The 15919-nt window shown below is 74.4% G+C and carries 12 protein-coding genes; 3 read left to right on the top strand and 9 right to left on the bottom strand.

The window, feature by feature from the left end; genetic code table 11:
• Positions 1–3 precede the first annotated feature (3 nt).
• From AB0J08_RS13630 to AB0J08_RS13605, 6 genes are all read right to left on the bottom strand, one after another.
• On the bottom strand, positions 4–1527 hold the full coding sequence (locus AB0J08_RS13630; protein WP_360631882.1) for an exopolysaccharide biosynthesis polyprenyl glycosylphosphotransferase: 1524 nt from the start codon (positions 1525–1527) through the stop codon (positions 4–6).
• Positions 1528–1861: 334 nt separating this feature from the next.
• Complete coding sequence (locus AB0J08_RS13625; protein ID WP_360631879.1) at positions 1862–3016, bottom strand: glycosyltransferase; 1155 nt, start codon at positions 3014–3016, stop codon at positions 1862–1864.
• 212 nt (positions 3017–3228) lie between these two features.
• Positions 3229–3669: an SRPBCC family protein gene (locus AB0J08_RS13620; RefSeq protein ID WP_360631876.1), complete on the bottom strand. Its 441-nt coding sequence runs from the start codon at positions 3667–3669 to the stop codon at positions 3229–3231.
• 125 nt (positions 3670–3794) lie between these two features.
• Entirely contained in the window at positions 3795–4814 is a 1020-nt protein-coding gene (locus AB0J08_RS13615; protein ID WP_360631873.1) for an ABC transporter permease, read from the bottom strand.
• On the bottom strand, positions 4811–5818 hold the full coding sequence (locus AB0J08_RS13610) for an ABC transporter ATP-binding protein (RefSeq protein WP_360631870.1): 1008 nt from the start codon (positions 5816–5818) through the stop codon (positions 4811–4813). Before AB0J08_RS13610 ends, AB0J08_RS13615 begins: the two co-directional genes overlap by 4 nt.
• Positions 5819–5849: 31 nt before the next feature.
• Positions 5850–6653, bottom strand: coding sequence for an ABC transporter permease (locus AB0J08_RS13605; protein WP_360631867.1), 804 nt, complete (start codon positions 6651–6653; stop codon positions 5850–5852).
• A gap of 132 nt (positions 6654–6785) precedes the next feature.
• On the opposite strand from AB0J08_RS13605, the gene AB0J08_RS13600 reads away from it, so the two are divergent.
• Both AB0J08_RS13600 and AB0J08_RS13595 read left to right on the top strand, forming a co-directional pair.
• On the top strand, positions 6786–7673 hold the full coding sequence (locus AB0J08_RS13600) for a winged helix-turn-helix transcriptional regulator (RefSeq protein ID WP_360631864.1): 888 nt from the start codon (positions 6786–6788) through the stop codon (positions 7671–7673).
• A 41-nt stretch (positions 7674–7714) separates the two neighbouring features.
• Positions 7715–8608, top strand: a complete 894-nt coding sequence (locus AB0J08_RS13595; RefSeq protein ID WP_360631861.1) for a HipA family kinase — start codon at positions 7715–7717, stop codon at positions 8606–8608.
• Positions 8609–8844: 236 nt separating this feature from the next.
• Here the strand turns inward: AB0J08_RS13595 and AB0J08_RS13590 are convergent, their stop codons facing one another.
• The 3 genes from AB0J08_RS13590 to AB0J08_RS13580 form a co-directional block, all read right to left on the bottom strand.
• Positions 8845–10335 carry a S8 family serine peptidase gene (locus AB0J08_RS13590; RefSeq protein WP_360631858.1) on the bottom strand — a complete coding sequence of 497 codons (1491 nt, stop codon included), beginning with the start codon at positions 10333–10335 and terminating at the stop codon, positions 8845–8847.
• A gap of 408 nt (positions 10336–10743) precedes the next feature.
• A complete protein-coding gene (locus AB0J08_RS13585) occupies positions 10744–11862 on the bottom strand; it encodes an amidohydrolase family protein (protein WP_360631855.1) in 1119 nt (372 codons plus the stop codon).
• A 3-nt stretch (positions 11863–11865) separates the two neighbouring features.
• Positions 11866–13362 (bottom strand): glutamine synthetase family protein, encoded by a 1497-nt coding sequence (locus AB0J08_RS13580; protein WP_360631852.1) that lies wholly within the window; start codon positions 13360–13362, stop codon positions 11866–11868.
• 686 nt (positions 13363–14048) lie between these two features.
• Between AB0J08_RS13580 and AB0J08_RS13575 the strand changes: the two genes are divergently transcribed.
• Positions 14049–15824, top strand: coding sequence for a 3-hydroxybutyryl-CoA dehydrogenase (locus AB0J08_RS13575; RefSeq protein ID WP_360631849.1), 1776 nt, complete (start codon positions 14049–14051; stop codon positions 15822–15824).
• Positions 15825–15919: the final 95 nt, after the last annotated feature.

Raw genomic sequence — 15919 nt, 5'->3', positions numbered from 1 at the left:
TGGTCAGCTTCCGTCCGGGTGGAGCATCAGGGCCGCGGTGCGGCACAGGATCTTGACGTCCTGCCAGAGGCTCCAGCTCTCGATGTAGCGGTTGTCGAAGCGGGCCCGGTCCTCGATGGAGGTGTCCCCGCGCAGGCCGTTGACCTGGGCGAGGCCGGTGAGGCCGACCGGGACGCGGTGGCGGTCCGCGTACTCGGGGTAGGCCTGGCTGAACCGCATGACGAAGTAGGGGCGCTCGGGGCGCGGGCCGACCAGGCTCATGTCGCCGCGCAGCACGTTCCACAGCTGCGGCAGCTCGTCCAGGGAGCTGCGGCGCATCAGCTTGCCGACGGCGCCCATCCGGTGGTCCTGGGAGATGTTCCAGCGGGTCGCCGACTCGTGCTCGTTGCTGGGGCGCAGGGTGCGGAACTTGAGGACGGTGAAGACCCGGCCGTCCAGCCCGGTGCGCTGCTGGCGGAAGAGCACGCCGGGGCCGGTGTCGAAGCGGACGGCGAGCGCGCACAGGGCGAGCACGGGGGCGAGGGCGAGCAGGCCGAGGCCGGCGGCGGTGACGTCCAGGGCGCGCTTGGCGGCCCAGCCGGGGCGGCGCATCGCCGGGCGGTCCACCTTCAGGCAGGGGAAGCCCCAGAGGTGGTCGCCGCCTGCCGAGTGGCCGTTCTCCAGGGAGCCGTACTCGCGCAGCGCGGGCACCAGCCAGACCTGGCAGCCGAGCCGGGCGGCGTCACGCAGGGCGGCGGCGGTCTCGGCCTCGTCGGCGGCGCCCGCGGTGGCGACGACGTGGTGGATCCGGTGGCGGCGGACCTCGCGCTCCAGCACCTCGCGGCCGCCGAGCACCGGCAGGTCGGTGTCGCCGGCCAGCAGCGGCGGGTCCGGGTCGAGGAAGCCGACCGGGCGCATGCCGTACTCGCCACGCTCGCTGAGGGCCGCGGCGACCCGGCGGCCGAGCCGGCCGGCGCCGAGGACCAGTACGGGGCTGGGCCGGCTGCGGCGGATCCGGCGGACCAGGTGGAAGAGCAGCGTCCGGCCGCAGACGGCGAGCAGCAGCTGGGCGCCGAGCAGTACGGTCAGCCGGGCCGGGTTGGCGGGGCCGGTGTCGGGCCAGCGGCCGTCCAGGCAGCCGGCCAGGGTGACGGCGAAGGCGGTGGCCACGACGGCCCGGACGATCAGCGCGGGGAGCTCGTCGAGGACGGAGAGGGTGAGCCGGGCCCGGTAGAGGCCGCCGGCCAGGTTGAGCAGGAGCAGCAGCGGGAGCAGGGCGGCCACGCCCAGCAGCGGATCGACCCGGACCGCCGGGTCGAGGGCCCGGTTGGCGAGCCCGGTGGCGGTGCACAGGGCGAAGGCGTCGACGGCGGCCAGGGTGACGGGCAGGGCGAGCCGGGAGCGGACCGGTCGGCGGTGGCGGCGGAGCGCCGGGGTGCTGCGGGTCTGTGCGGACCTGGCCGGGCGGTCGAGCAGTCCGGTGGCGGGCCGGCGCGGGCCGGACAGGGGCCGGCCGGGCCGTGGCACGCTGTCGTGGTCAATGGTCATCAGCGCACGAACTCCCCTGCTGTGTGCCCGGGGTGACGGCGGCCCGGCACCGGTTGGCCCGGGGCGGCCGTCCCGGCCCGGTGGGCGCGGTCCTGACTGCACCTGCTGCCGCTGGCGCCTTTCGGTTCTCTCGCGAATTCCCGGCGTGAAATCGAAATGAAGCAGGCAAAATCGAACAGTACCGAACGTGGCCCTGGATGCTGGAAGTTGACTTGCCATTTCATTCCAGCCGCCCATTAATAGGTATTTCTGATTTCACCCCTCGCCCACAAACCGGTTGAGGGTGCGAATACGACAGCTCCGCAGCGGAGGGCATTCACGGCATGTGAAACGATCAGATCCGCTCTGGGACACGGGCACGGCGGCGTCCGGCCGCCGGCCCGGCGCCCAGCAGATCGCGGTAGAGCGCGTCCACCTGTTCGACCACCGATCGCACGTCATGGCGCGCCACGGCGTGCTCGCGCAGGCGCGCACCGCGTCGCTCGCACTCGATCGGGTCGGACAATGCTTCGGCCATTCGGGTGGCGAGCGCGGCGGCGTCCTCGGGCGGCACGACCGCGCACTTCCGCTCGGTCGGAGGCAGGCATTCGCGCGCTCCGGGCACGTCCGTCAACAGGACCGGCCGGCCGGCCGCCATCGCCTCCAGCGGCGCCAGCGCCATCCCCTCCCAGCGCGAGGGCAGCACCACCAGATCGGCCGCCGCCAGCCACGGCCGCGGATCCGGCACCTCCCCGGCCAGCCGGATCCGGGACGGTTCGGCCGACTCCCGGACGGCGGCGGCCAGCCGGGCCTCCTCCGGACCAGTACCGACCAGGGCCAGCCGGGCCTGCGGCACCAGCCGCAGCAGCTCGGGCCACGCGTCGAGCAGCACGTCCTGGCCCTTCTGGCGGCAGAGCCGGCCCACGCAGACCGCCAGCGGGGCGTCGAGGTCCAGGCCGAGCGCGATCCGGGCGGCCCGGCGTTCGGCGGGCGCGTAGTGGCGCACGTCGACGCCGTTGGGCACGACCGCCCAGTCGGCGTGCAGGCCCGCGGCGACGCCGTCGGCCCGCTCCTGGACGCTGACGCAGAGCAGGCGGTGCGCCCAGCGGGTCGCGTACCGCTCCCAGCGCAGGGTGGCGGCGGCCAGCGCACCGTCGACGGCGGCGAACGACCAGGCGTGCGGCTGGAAGACGGTCGGCACCGCGCCCCGGATGGCCAGTCGGCCGGCCAACCCGGCCTTGGCGCTGTGCAGATGGACCATGTCGGGCGCGGCGGCGCGGACGATCCTGCGCAGCCGCCACGCCTCGGCGGCAACGGACGGACCTGGCGAACGGCGGGCGGGCCAGTCCTGGACCAGCGCGCCGGCGGCGGCGGCCTCCTCGGCAAGCCGGCCGCCGCGCGGGCAGGCGACCAGCACCCGGTGGCCGGCCTCGCGCTGGCCGCGAACCAGGTCGACGACGACGCGGGCGACCCCGCCGTCGACGGGCTGCGAAATGTGAAGGATCGTCATATGCACGGCGGCGAGCCTAGGGTGGCTCCGCCGTGCCCGGCGGCCCTCGTCACCCGCAGGTGGCGGCCGTCCACCCGTACGGCTTGCTCGTCGTACGGGTGGGCGAACTCATCGAATCTTCTTGCTGACCGGGCGACCGGTGCGGCGGATCCCGGCGGTCCCCGGCGGACACCCGGCGGTCCCCGGTTGGGGATCCGGGGGCCTCGTGGGCGTCAGCGGACCTCGGCGGCCAGGTTGGCGAGCACCTCGTCGTGGATCCGGTTCAGGCCCTTCGGCGCGAAGGTGCGCTCGAAGAAGCCGCCGATGCCGCCCGCCCCCTGCCAGGTGGCCGAGACGGTGACCTTCGACCGGCCCTCGCCCGCCGCGGCCACCGTCCAGGTGATCACCATGCTGGAGTTGGCGTCCTTCTCCACCAGCTGGTCCGGCGCGGGCGCCGAGACGGTGAACAGGCAGTCCCGCACCCGCTTCTCGGTGGCCTGGAGCCGCCAGTGCACCTGGGTGCCCGCCCCGGTGCCGCCGACCCGGACCTCGTACTCGCTGTACTGCGCGGGCAGCAGCTTGGGGCGGGTCACCTGGTAGTCGGCCAGCACCTCGTAGACCCGCTCGGGGGTGGCGTCGTAGACCCGCTCGGTGGTGGCCTGCACCTGTCCCATGACCTTGCTCTCCTCGTCTGGACGTCCGGTTTCACCGGCAAGCCAACCACAGGGCACGGCCCGGGGCGGTGCAGGGGCTCGGGGTGGCCCGGGTCCGGCCGGCCGCGGGGCGCCCGGGCCCGGGCTCAGGACAGCCGCAGACCCCCCGTCCGCTGCGCCCGGGCCTCGCCGAGCCGCAGCGCGAGCACCGCGCCGGCCAGCAGCAGCGTGCAGAGCACCGCCAGCCAGGCCAGCCCGGGGGCGAGCGCACCGAGCCCCTCCCTCTCCAGCAACGCACCGCGGACCACCGCCAGGCTCCCGGTCAGCGGCAGCGCCGCGCCGAGCACCCGCAGCACACCGGGCAGCGCGAAGACGGGCAGCCGGACCCCGGCGACGAACCACATCGGATCGTCCAGCACGGTGTAGACGAAGGCGGAGTCCCGCGAGAACACCATCAGGCTGTTGAGCAGCGCGCCCCAGGCCACCGCCGGCAGCAGCAGGGCGAGCAGCACCACCGGGTACACCCAGGGCCCGGCCACGTCCAGGCTGCCGAAACCGAACGCGGCGGCGCCCAGGAAGCAGGTGAGCAGCCACGCGTTCTGCAGCAGCGCGCCGGCGCCGTTGGCCAGCATCAGGACCAGCCGGTCGGCGGGCGAGAGGAAGAGCAGTTCCAGCGTGCCGGTGGTGCGTTCGAAGGCGAAGTTCCACGCGGACTGGACCAGCGAGAAGAAGAACGCCCAGGCCAGCGCCCCGGTCGCGAGGAAGCCGAGCAGCTTGGCCGGGTCGGCGGCCAGCGGCCAGCGGGCGGCGGCGGCCGAGCCGGCCGCGATCGGGTGCAGGGTGTAGTAGGTGGCGGCCAGTTGGAGCAGCGGCCAGATCAGCATCGAGGCGAGCACCAGCGGCTGGCCGAAGAGCGTGCGGTGCTGCTTCAGCGCCTCGGCGGCGAACACCTTGCCGGCGTGCCGCAGCGGCCTGGCGGGAGGACGGTCGCCGCCCGGGCCGGGCGGCCGACGCGTGCCCGGGCGGGGTGGCGGGAGGGTCCGGCCGGAGGGGTGCGGTGGAAGGGCGGGGCCGGCGGGGTACGGCGGCCGCGCGCCGCGGTCGGCCGCGCCGAGCACCAACGCCTCGGTGGGCGGCAGCGCCCCGGTGGAGGGCAGGCCGGTCATGCGCTCACCGCCGACCGGCCGCCGGCGGGCGACGCGGTGCTGCCGGTGAGGGCCAGGACGGCGTCCTCCAGGCTGGCCTCGGTGACCTCCAGCCCGCCGATCGCCCCGCCGGCGGCGACGATCGCCCCGGCCAGCGGGCCGGCCACGTCCTCCGGGTGACGGACGGTGACCAGCAGGCCACCCTGCTCGGCCGCCCCGAGTTCCGCGCGCACGCCCAGGCGAAGTGCGAAGTCGACCACGGCGGACTCCAGTTCGGGAGACGGATTGGTGACGGTGACCCGGACGCTGCGGTGGCTGCCGGTCTCCGCCTTGAGCTCCGCCGGGCTGCCGGCCGCGAGGTGGCGCCCGTCGGAGATCACGTAGACGTGCTCGCAGAGCTCCTCGACCTCGGTCAGGTAGTGCGAGGTGAGCAGCACCCCCCGGCCCTCGGCGGCGAGGCCAGCGACCACCCGGCGCAGGTCCCGGGCGATCGGGGCGTCCAGGCCGAGGGTGGGCTCGTCCAGCAGCAGGTACGCCGGGTCGTTGATGAGGCCGCGGGCGATCGAGAGCCGCTGGGTCATGCCGCGCGAGTACCGCTCGACCGGGGTGTCGGCGGCCCCGGTGAGGCCGACCAGCTCCAGCAGTTCGCCGATCCGGGGGCGCAGCACCGCGCCGGGGACGTCGTAGAGGTGGCCGAAGTAGCGGAGGTTCTCGGCGCCGGTGAGCTTGCCGTAGACCATCCGCTCGCCGCCGGCGATCAGGTTGATCCGGCGCCGGGCCTCGCGGGCGTGCTCGACCAGGTCGAGGCCGTCCAGGGTGACCGTGCCGGAGGTGGGGCGGAGCAGCGTGGCGAGGATCTTGATGGTGGAGGTCTTGCCGGCGCCGTTGAGGCCGAGCAGCCCGGTGACCCGGCCGGCCGGGATCTCCAGGTCGAGGCCGTCCACGGCGGTCTTCACGGCGCGCGGGCCGAAGAGGCCCTTCTCCCGGGTGCGGAAGGTCTTGCGCAGGGCGCGGGTGCGGATCATGTCAGTGGCTCCGGTCCGGGTGGTCCATGGGTCAGAAGCTCCGTTCGATGGCGCGGCGCTCGGCACCGGGCAGCAGCCACAGGCCGACCAGCAGGTAGCCGAGGCTGAGGGCGAGGCAGGTCACCAGCCGCGCGGTGAGCTCGGTGAGCGGCTGTCCCCGGCCGAGCGCGCCGCGCAGCACGTCCATGGCGGAGGTGACGGGCAGCAGCTCGGCCAGCCACCGGGCGGGCGCGGGCAGGTAGCTGTTGGGGAAGGTGATGCCGCAGAGCAGGGAGACGGCGAGGAAGACGGTGTTCTGCGAGATGTGCGCCTCGCCGGCGACGATCATCAGCGCGCCGAGCACGACGGCGACGGCGAAGACGGCGGCGGTGAGCGCGAGCAGCCCGGCGAGGGCCGCCAGCGGGTGCCAGGCGGGCAGGGTGACGCCGAGCGCCGCGGCGAACCCGCCGAGCAGGCCGACCTCGACCGCGGTGTTGAGCAGCGCGAACCCGGTGAAGCCCAGCAAGTAGGGCAGCCGCCCGGCCGGGGCGATCAGCAGCGCGCCCAGGGTGCCCTGGCGCTGCTCGGTGATCAGTGCCTTGCTGCTCCAGAGCAGCATCCGCACGGTGAACATGTAGCCGGCCGCGCCGATCGCGACGTAGCCGAGGTAGTCGGCGCCGCCGGTGCGGGCGGTGAAGTCCTCGGCCACCGAGCCGCCACCGATGGCGTGCAGACCCAGGTAGGACAGGCCGAGGGTGAACACGCCGATCAGCAGACAGCCGACGGCGTAGGACCACGGGTAGGCCCGGCGGGTCATCGTCCAGGTGCGGTGCAGCGTCGCCCGGGCGACGGACATGTGCTCCCCCTCCGTTCTCGTTCGCTCTCATGCGCTCCAGCGCTTGAGTTCCGATAAGAAACTTACAAGTTCCTTTTCGGAACTCGCAAGGGGGTGCGAGGATGGACCGTCCTGACCGCGAGAGGAGCGACGGTGCTCAAAGAGGTACCCGAGCGGGACGCCAGCTGCGCGATCGCCCACTCGGCGGCCGTGATCGGCGACTGGTGGAGCATCCTGATCGTCCGCGAGTCGGCGCGCGGCCTGCTGCGCTTCGACGAGCTCCAGCACGAGCTGGGCATCTCCCGGAAGGTCCTCACCGAACGGCTCGGCCACCTGACCGAGGCCGGCGTCCTGGCACGGGTGCCCTACCAGAGCGGCCCGGTGCGCTACGAGTACCGGCTCACCGAGGCCGGGCGGGCACTGCTGCCGGTCCTGGTCGCGATGCAGGACTGGGCGGACCGCTGGCTGCTCGGCGACGGCGCGCTCTCCGGCTCGGCCGAGCCCGGCAGCGCCGAGGCCGCCCGGATGGCGGCGCTGCCCGGCACCCGGCTGCCGGCGCTCACCCTGCCCGCGCACACCGGCGGCGAGCTGGACCCGGTCGACCCGGCGGCCGGCGCCACCGTGCTGTTCTGCTACCCCGCCACCGGCCGGCCCGCGCCACTGCCGGCCGGCTGGGGCGACATCCCCGGTACGGTCGGCTGCACGCTGGAGAACCGGCTCTTCCGCGAGGCGTACCCCGAGTTCCGCGCGGCCGGGCTGGCACTGCGCGGGATCTCCACCCAACGGCCGGACGAGCAGCGGGAGTTCGCCGAGGCGGAGGGGATCCCGTTCCCGCTCCTGTCCGACCTGGACGTCCGGCTGGCGGCCACCCTCCGGCTGCCCACGTTCCACGTCGGCCAGGGCCTGCGGCTGAAGCGGGCGGTGCTCGTGCTGGACCGCGAACGGGTCGTGCGCCGGGTGGCCTTCCCGGTCACCGACATCCCCGCCGCCGTCCGGCAGGCGCTCGCGGACGCCCGCGAGGTGGCGCGGGAATCCCGCTGAACGGGTCGGACACGGAAGGTGCACGGGTTAGGGTGACGAATGTGCTCGATCAGGTGACAGCAGTGCGCTACGTCGATCCGCTGCGGGCCGGCGGGTCCGTCCCCGGCGTCGTGGAGACCGACGACCTGGGCACCTACGTGGTCAAGTTCATCGGGGCCGCGCAGGGCCGCAAGGCGCTGGTGGCCGAGGTGATCGTCGGCGAGCTGGCCCGTCGGCTCGGCCTGCCGGTGCCCGAACTCCGGCTGGTCGACTTCGACCCCGCGGTCGCCGACGCCGAACCCGACCCCGAGGTCCAGGACATCCTCCGGGCCAGCAGCGGGCTCAACCTCGGGATGGACCTGCTGCCCGGCGCCCGCGACTTCAGGCCCGGCATGATCCCGGTCGACCCGGTCGAGGCCGGCCGGGTGGTCTGGCTGGACGCGCTCACCGGCAACGTCGACCGCACCGTGCACAACCCCAACCTGATGGTCTGGCACGGGAAGCTCTGGCTGATCGACAACGGCGCCGCGCTGGTCTTCCACCACCGCTGGTCCGGCGCCGCGGCCTCGGTCGGCAAGCGGTACGACCTGAGCGCCCACGCCCTCGGTGGCGCCGCCCCCGACGTCCGGCTGGCCGACGAGGAGCTCGGACCGCTGGTCACCACCGCCCTGCTGGAGGAGGTCGTGGCGCTCGTCCCCGACGCGTGGCTGGCCGACGAGCCCGGCTTCGACTCGGTGGAGGCCTTGCGGCACGCCTACGTCACGCACCTGGCCACCCGGGCGAAGCTCTCCCGCGACTGGCTGCCGGACGGGTTCGCCACGCCCGAGCAACTCGGCGAGGCCGAACGCCGGCGCGCCGCCCGGAGCCGGGCGGGCCGGCCCGCGTGGCTCCAGGAGGTGCCGGACCTGCACGGGAAGCCGTCGGTCGAGACCGTCTGGGACCACCACTTCGAGTGAGGCCGGGCGGCTGCGAGCTCGGGCGGTCGTCGGGCCGGCGGCCACGGAGTTCGCACCGGCTCGGCCGACGCCAGGCTCTCCCCACCCTTTCGAGTACCGGTACTCGAAAGGGTGGGGAGCGGGACCTGAGTCCCACTCCCCACCCACGGTTCGATCAAGCGCCGGGATCCGGCTCAGCGCTTCCGCATCACGCTTCCGCGCCGGGCCTCCGAGCCCGGTGACGGCCGGTCAGCGCGTCAGCGCCACCACTGGACCGCCTTCTCGGCGTTGATGATGCCGGCGCCGTAGAAGCCGTTGTCGTCCACGCCGCCCTCGCAGGTGGCGGTCCACTCGCCGGCGCCGCCCGGGTTGTACGGGCCGGCCGGGCAGGCGTGCGACTCGGCCTGGTTGGTCAGCATCTCGGTCAGCTCCTCCGGGCTCGCCCACGGGAAGGTGCTGGCGAGCAGCGCCAGCACACCGGCGGCGTGCGGCGAGGCCATCGAGGTGCCCTGCATGTAACCGTACTGGCCACCCGGAATGGTGGACAGGGTGCGGCCGTTCTTGTCCGGGGTGTCCGGGATCTGGTAGCGGCGGTCGCCACCGGGGGCGGCCACGGTGACCTTGCCCTTGCCGTAGCTGGAGTAGTACGACTTGTCCCCGTTGACGCCCACCGAGGAGACCGAGACGACGCCGTCCAGCTCGGTCGGCAGGCTGAGGCAGTCCTGGGTGACCGGGCGGGTGCCCGGGGTGGTGTCGTCCGGGCTGCTGACGTCGACGGTCTTGTGGGCGAGGTCGATGTTCTCGTTGCCCGCCGCGGCGACGTTGAGGACGCCCTTGCGCTGCGAGAACTCGACCGCGCGGCGCACCGCGGTGGTGATCGCCGCCTGGTCGGCGTCGTTCTGGCAGTTGAACATCCACGGGTCGACGTAGTAGCTGTTGTTGGTCACCTTGAACTTGTGCTCACCGGCCCAGACGAAGCCGCAGATCGCGTACTCCGGGTAGATGAACCCGCCGTCGTCGACGACCTTGACCGCGGCCAGCTTGACGTTCGGGGCTATGCCCTCGATGCCCTTGCCGTTCTTGGCGGCGGCGATGGTGCCGGCCACGTGGGTGCCGTGGTCGCCGTCGGGGCCCGGCTGCCAGGCCGCCCAGTCGGTGTTCGGCTTGCCACCGTCGATGCAGGAGACCGACTGCGAGGCGTCGACGTTGGCGGCGAGGTCCTCGTGGGTGCCGTCGATGCCGGAGTCCAGCACGCCGACGGTCACGTTGCGGCTGCCCAGGGAGAGCTTGTGGGCCTTGTCCACGCCGATCTGGCGCATGTCCCACTGGTTGGCCCAGTAGGGCTCCTCGCCGGCCGCGGCGGCGGTCACCGGCTCGGCGGCCACCTCGGCCTTCTGGTTCTCGGCGGCCGTGATGCCCTTGGTGCGGCTGGTGCCGACCGACTGGACGCCCTTCGCCTTGCGCAGCTTGGCGGCGAACTGGGTGTCGGTCGAGCGGGCGATCACCACGCCGATCTGCTCGTAGGAGTACACCACGCTGCCGCCGAGGGTCGTGACGGCCTTCTCGACCTTCTGCACCTGGCCGTGGTTGGCCTGGGTGTTGACGACGTAGCTCAGCAGCGGCCCGGTCGTCGGCTCGGCCCCGGTGGCCGCGACGGCGGTACCGGCGGGCAGCGCCAGGGCACCTGCCGCGGCAAGGGCGACGCCCACCGCGGCGTACCGGGTCCGGCTGATCCGAGGAACACTCATAGGGGTTGGCCCTCCCGAGTCGTCGTGCAGCTGCGGATGGCAGGTGCAGTGGAATGATCGGGACGCTAGTGAACATGCGTTGCAATCCGCAAGAGGTAGTCATCTAATCGACACCGTTCGGCCACTTCCGAGGGGTGTGGTTCCGGGCTCGCCGACCCGGCGTCAATCCATACGGTGAATATCCGGACTGCTCGTTCTTTCCCTCGGCCGGGCGTGGACGATCCACATTTTCCGGGCCCCGGCAGCCGCCCGCGTACCCGGTCGGACGGGCTCCCGGGAGGCTTCGCCGCACCCGTCCGCCCAGCCGCCCGCGTACCCGGTCGGACGGGCTCCCGGGAGGCTTCGCCGCACCCGTCCGGACCGTGCCCGCCGGCGCCGGGCGGGGCCCGGGCCGCCCCTGCCCGCCGTTCAGAGCCGGTACAGGCGGCGGGCGTTGTCGGCGGCGACCTGCCGGGCCAGGCGCTGCGCGTCGGCCGCCGAACAGGCGCCGTCCGCCCGCCAGCCGTCCAGCAGGGTGCCCAGGCCGTGCCGGAACTGGGCCGCGCCGACCAGGTACAGCTCCGCCAGCCCGTAGGCGTCGGTGGAAAAGAGCAGCTTGCCGAACGGCGCCAGCTCCAGCATCTCACCGAGCACGGCCGCCACCCGGGGCCCGACGTAGGAGGCCGTCAGCCCGAGGTCGGTGTACACCTGGGGGAAGGCCTGGGCCAGCCAGGCCGCCTGCCGGTGGTAGGGGTAACCGTGCAGGAGCACCAGCGGCACGCCGCTCGGCTCGGCGGCCCGGACGAAGTCGGTCAGCAGCGACGGGTCGGCCCGGTGCAGGGTGAGGTCCGGGTCGCCGAAGCCGGTGTGCAGTTGGAGCGGCAGGCCGAGCTCGGCGCAGACGTCCAGCGCCGTCCAGAGAAGGTGGTGCAGCAGCACCGGGTGGGTCAGCCGGCCGCGCCCGGCGCGCAGCCACTTCCCCGCGGCCGCCGTCACCTCGGCCGGGGCGGGCCGTTCGGCCGGCACCGCCAGGCCGTGCCGGTAGGCCAGGACCGACTTGACCGCCACCGCGCCGGCGGCCGAGGCGCCCAGCGCCTCGCGGACGAGGCGCGGCCACGCCCCGGCCGACGCCGACACCGCCTCGGCGACGGACTCCAGCCGGATCACCTCGCGCACCCGGGCACCGGCCGCCTCGGCGAATTCGCTGAGCGGCAGCAGCGGGTGGCCGGCCGCCCCGGCCAGTCCGGTGTCCACCAGGCAGGTGTCCAACGCGGCGGCGGACAACAGCCGCCGGGTGGCCTCGGCGGCGCCCAGCTCGGCCCGCCGGGCCAGGTAGTCGGCGGCGGGGGCGTGCGCGGGCAGCCCGAGCGCGGGCGGGCACCAGCGCCGCACGGCGAGACCGAGCGCGCTGTCGAACGGCGAGGTGCCGGGCGCGGGCGGCCGGTCGGACTCGGTGAGCAGCCCGGCCAGGGCGCCGTCGGCGAGGTGGGCCGCCACCACACTGTGGCAGTGGTGGTCGACCAGCGCCGGGACGTCCAGCGAGTGCACCGGTCAGTACCGCCAGCGGGTGGCCGCGACCAGCTGCTCCGGGGTGGCCGAGGCGTACTGCTCGCCCTCGGCACGACGGACGGCCAGCACCGCCTCGTACAGCGGCTCGCCGAGCGCCTCGCGGAGCACCGCCGACTTCTGGTACGCCGCGAGCGCGTCGCCCGGGCTCGCCGGCAACCGGGGCACCGTGCCGGGCACGGCCTCGGCCGGGTCGCCGGTGAACTCCGGCGGCAGTGCCAGCCGCTGGTCCAGCCCGGCGAGGCCGGCGGCGAGCACCGCGCCGACCGCGAGGTACGGGTTGGCGGTGGCGTCGAAGCACTTGACCTCGGCGTTGGCCGCGGTGGCACGCTCCCCGGAGGAGCCGGTCACCAGTCGCAGCGCCGCCTCGCGGTTCTCCAGGCCCCAGCACTGGTAGGCGCCGGCCCAGCGCGAGGGCACCAGCCGCAGGTACCCGGCCGGGCTGGACGAACCGAGCACCAGCAGCTCGGGCAGCGCGCCGAGCACCCCGGCGAGGAAGCCCTCCGCCTCGGCCGTCAGCCCGTGCGGGCCGGCCCCGCCGCGGGCGAGGTTCCGGCCGTCCCGCCAGAGGCTGAGGTGGAGGTGGCCGCCGTTGCCGACCGAAAAGGCCTCGACCACCGGGGCGAAGGAGGCACGCAGGCCGTGCCGGGCGGAGACGGCCCGGATGGTCTGGCGGATCAGCACGGAGGTGTCGGCGGCCTCGACCGGACCCTCCGGGGCCACCGACACCTCGAACTGGCCCGGGGCGTACTCGGGGTGGATCTGCAGCACGGTCAGACCCTGGGCCGTGAGCGCGCGCAGCACCTCGCGCAGGTAGTCGGAGAGGTCGGTCAGGCGCTGCATGCCGTAGGCCGGGCCCTCGGTCGGGTAGCGGGGCTCCTCCTGCGCCGGCCCGGCGAGCGCGACCACCCACTCGACCTCGATGCCGGCCTTGACGGCGATCCCGCGCGCGGCCGCGGCGGCGGTCATCCGGCGGGCGAACAGCCGCTGGCAGCCCGGGTGCGGGGCGCCGGACTGGGTGTAGCGCTCCCCCGGCGCCCAGGCCCAGCCGGGCTGGGCAGCCAGCGGGACCACCCGGTCGAGGTCCGGGTAGAGCCGGAGGTCTCCGGTGGGACCGCCGATCAGGGGGCTGCTGACGATGGTGTCGTCGGCCAGGAAGACGTCGAAGCAGGGCGCCGCGCCGACGCCCCACTGCGCGGCGTGCACCAGCCCGTCCAGCGGGACGGCCTTGACCCTGGCGATGCCGGCGTTGTCCACCCAGGTGACGGCCACCGCCTCGACGCCGGCCGGGCGCAGCCGCTCGACGGCCGCCTGCGCCCGCGCGCCGCGTTCGGCGCGTGGGGGCAGCGTGACGGCGCCGGGAAGGCCGGCCGTACCGGGCGCCGACGCGCCGGCAGGCCCGGACGCGGCGTCGGGCACTGCGTCGGACGCGGGCTCGGACGGGTCGGCGAGGCCGGCGGAGGAGACGGTTCCGGTGCTCATGCGCCCATGCTGTCGCGCCCGCCGACCAGGGGGAATTCCCCTATCGGGTGGTTCGGGCGGACGTCTGTCCGCCCGTTCACTCCTCCGGGTCGGTCAGGGCCTCCACACCCCCGCGGTGGGCCGCTCCGGGGAGTCGGGCGAAGTGCCGCCCGGGTGGGTGGCCAGGGGATCCGGTCCGGCCGGCCGGGACGGCAGATCCCGACCCGGTGCCCAGCGAGGGCCGACAGGTCGCGATGCGTGGCCACCGCGAGGGCCCGGTCCCGCGCCACGTGGATGAGCATGCCGGCGTCGTGCACCACGCCCCGAATAGGCTCCGCCACCCCCTTCCTACTGGCGAGTAGCTTCGCTACAGTGTCGGCACGCACCACCGTCGGGCTTCGGGAGCCGCACCGACGGGGTCGTCGGCCGGCGCGCGTGATCGTGCGGAACGGACGGCGGCGGGCGGTGCGTCTTCACCGGTCTCTGCCGCGGGTCGCGGCGGGCCGGATTCTCTCCTCGTATCAGAGCCGCTTCCTTTCACCCCGAGCGCCTGAGTACCACGGCACACCCGCAGCACGGCCGGAGCGGACCGGCGGCTGCGCCGGTGTGCCGCAACCGTCATCTCCCCAGCCCCCGCGCGCGGACCCTCCTCCGGCGGCGCGTCCGCCGGAGCGCGCGCGGGCCCTTATGACAAGGAGTCAGGACAGATGGAGCGTCCCTTCCCCACGGTCGCCGTGGTCGGCCTCGGCACGATGGGTGCCGGCGTCGCGGTGGCGGTCGCACAGAGCGGCCGCCGAGTGATCGGCATCGAGGCCAACGAGGACTCCGCCGCCCGGGCCCTGGCCCGGATCGAGGAGGCGACCGCACACGCCGTCGCCCGGGAGCGGATCACCGCCGAGGACCGGGCCGCGCTGCTCGCGCGGATCTCGGTGGGCCACCTGCTCGACGCCGCCGCCGCGGCCGACCTGGTGATCGAGGAGGTCCCCGAGCAGCTGGAGCTGAAGCGGGAGCTCTTCACCGAGCTGGACCGGATCTGCCCGCCCGCGACGGTGCTGGCCACCGGTACCACCGCACTGTCGGTGACCCGGATCGCCGCCGCCACCGCGCGCCCGGATCGCGTGCTGGGTCTGCACTTCTTCAACCCGGTGCACACCATGAAGCTGGTCGAGGTGGTCCGCACCGTGCTGACCGCCCCGCAGGTCGCCGAGGACGCCGCGGCGTTCGCCCGCGACCTCGGCAAGGAGCCGGTGGCGGCGGGCGACCGGGCCGGCTTCGTGGTGAACGGCCTGCTCTTCGCGTACCTCAACCAGGCCGCCGCGATGTTCGAGTCCAGGTACGCCACCCGCGAGGACATCGACGCCGCGATGCGGCTCGGCTGCGGGCTGCCGATGGGGCCGCTGGCGCTGCTCGACCTGATCGGCGTGGACACCGCGCGGACCGTCCTGGAGGCGATGTACGAGCAGTCCCGGGACCGGCTGCACGCGCCCGCGCCGATCCTCGGCCAGCTGGTCGCCGCCGGGCTGCTGGGCCGCAAGACCGGCCGGGGCTTCTACACCTACGAGGCGCCCGGCTCCTCCAAGGCGGTCGACGCCGCCACCGGACCGGCCCGGGCGCAGGTGCCCGGCCGGGAGGTGCGCAGCGTCGGCGTCTGCGGCTCGGGCACCATGGCCACCGGCATCGTCGAGGTGTTCGCCAAGGCCGGGTACCCGGTGCTGCTGGCCGCCCGCAGCCAGGAGAAGGCCGAGAAGGCCAAGGCCCAGCTGGCCAGGTCGCTGGAGCGCTCGGTGTCCAGGGGCCGGCTGACCGAGGAGCAGCGGGACGCGGCGCTGGCCCTGGTGACGCCGGTCGGGCAGTACACCGAGCTGGCCGGGGTCGACCTGGTGGTCGAGGCGGTGGCCGAGGACCTCACGGTCAAGCGCGAGCTGTTCGCCGTCCTGGACAAGATCGTCAAGCCGGGAGCGGTGCTCGCCACCACCACCTCCTCGTTGCCGGTGATCAGCTGCGCGTCGGCCACCTCCCGCCCGCAGGACGTGATCGGCCTGCACTTCTTCAACCCGGCGCCGGCCATGAAGCTGGTCGAGGTGGTCTCCACCGTGCTGACCGCGCCGGACGTCACCGCCACGGCGCTGGAGGTCTGCGCGAAGGTGCGCAAGCACCCGGTGGAGTGCGGCGACCGGGCCGGGTTCATCGTGAACGCGCTGCTCTTCCCCTACCTGAACGACGCCGTGCGGATGCTGCAGGAGCACTACGCGACGGTGGACGACATCGACACCGCGATGAAGCTCGGCTGCGGCTACCCGATGGGTCCGTTCGAGCTGCTCGACGTGGTCGGCCTGGACGTCTCGCTGACCATCGAGCAGGTGCTGCACCAGGAGTTCCGCGAGCCGGGCCTGGCGGCCGCGCCGCTGCTGGAGCACCTGGTGGCGGCCGGCTGCCTGGGCCGCAAGACCGGCCGCGGGTTCCGCGACCACGCGCGCCGGTGACCACGCCGTCGGTCGGGGGCGCCGCGCCCCTCGGCCCGGGCCCCGCCGGCCCGGCGCCGGTCCAGCCGGGGCAGCCGGGGCAGCCCGGGTACGGC

It is taken from the genome of Kitasatospora sp. NPDC050463 (assembly GCF_040655255.1).
GTDB lineage: Bacteria > Actinomycetota > Actinomycetes > Streptomycetales > Streptomycetaceae > Kitasatospora.
This window is presented reverse-complemented; position numbering and strand designations above follow the sequence as displayed.

What these genes read in the sequence shown, in the direction of transcription:
- AB0J08_RS13610 (WP_360631870.1), bottom strand. Translation starts at nt 5,818, where the DNA reads ATGATCCGCACCCGCGCCCTGCGCAAGACCTTCCGCACCCGGGAGAAG.
- AB0J08_RS13615 (WP_360631873.1), bottom strand. Translation starts at nt 4,814, where the DNA reads ATGACCGGCCTGCCCTCCACCGGGGCGCTGCCGCCCACCGAGGCGTTG.
- AB0J08_RS13625 (WP_360631879.1), bottom strand. Translation starts at nt 3,016, where the DNA reads ATGACGATCCTTCACATTTCGCAGCCCGTCGACGGCGGGGTCGCCCGC.
- AB0J08_RS13590 (WP_360631858.1), bottom strand. Translation starts at nt 10,335, where the DNA reads ATGAGTGTTCCTCGGATCAGCCGGACCCGGTACGCCGCGGTGGGCGTC.
- AB0J08_RS13575 (WP_360631849.1), top strand. Translation starts at nt 14,049, where the DNA reads ATGGAGCGTCCCTTCCCCACGGTCGCCGTGGTCGGCCTCGGCACGATG.
- AB0J08_RS13630 (WP_360631882.1), bottom strand. Translation starts at nt 1,527, where the DNA reads ATGACCATTGACCACGACAGCGTGCCACGGCCCGGCCGGCCCCTGTCC.
- AB0J08_RS13580 (WP_360631852.1), bottom strand. Translation starts at nt 13,362, where the DNA reads ATGAGCACCGGAACCGTCTCCTCCGCCGGCCTCGCCGACCCGTCCGAG.
- AB0J08_RS13620 (WP_360631876.1), bottom strand. Translation starts at nt 3,669, where the DNA reads ATGGGACAGGTGCAGGCCACCACCGAGCGGGTCTACGACGCCACCCCC.
- AB0J08_RS13605 (WP_360631867.1), bottom strand. Translation starts at nt 6,653, where the DNA reads ATGTCCGTCGCCCGGGCGACGCTGCACCGCACCTGGACGATGACCCGC.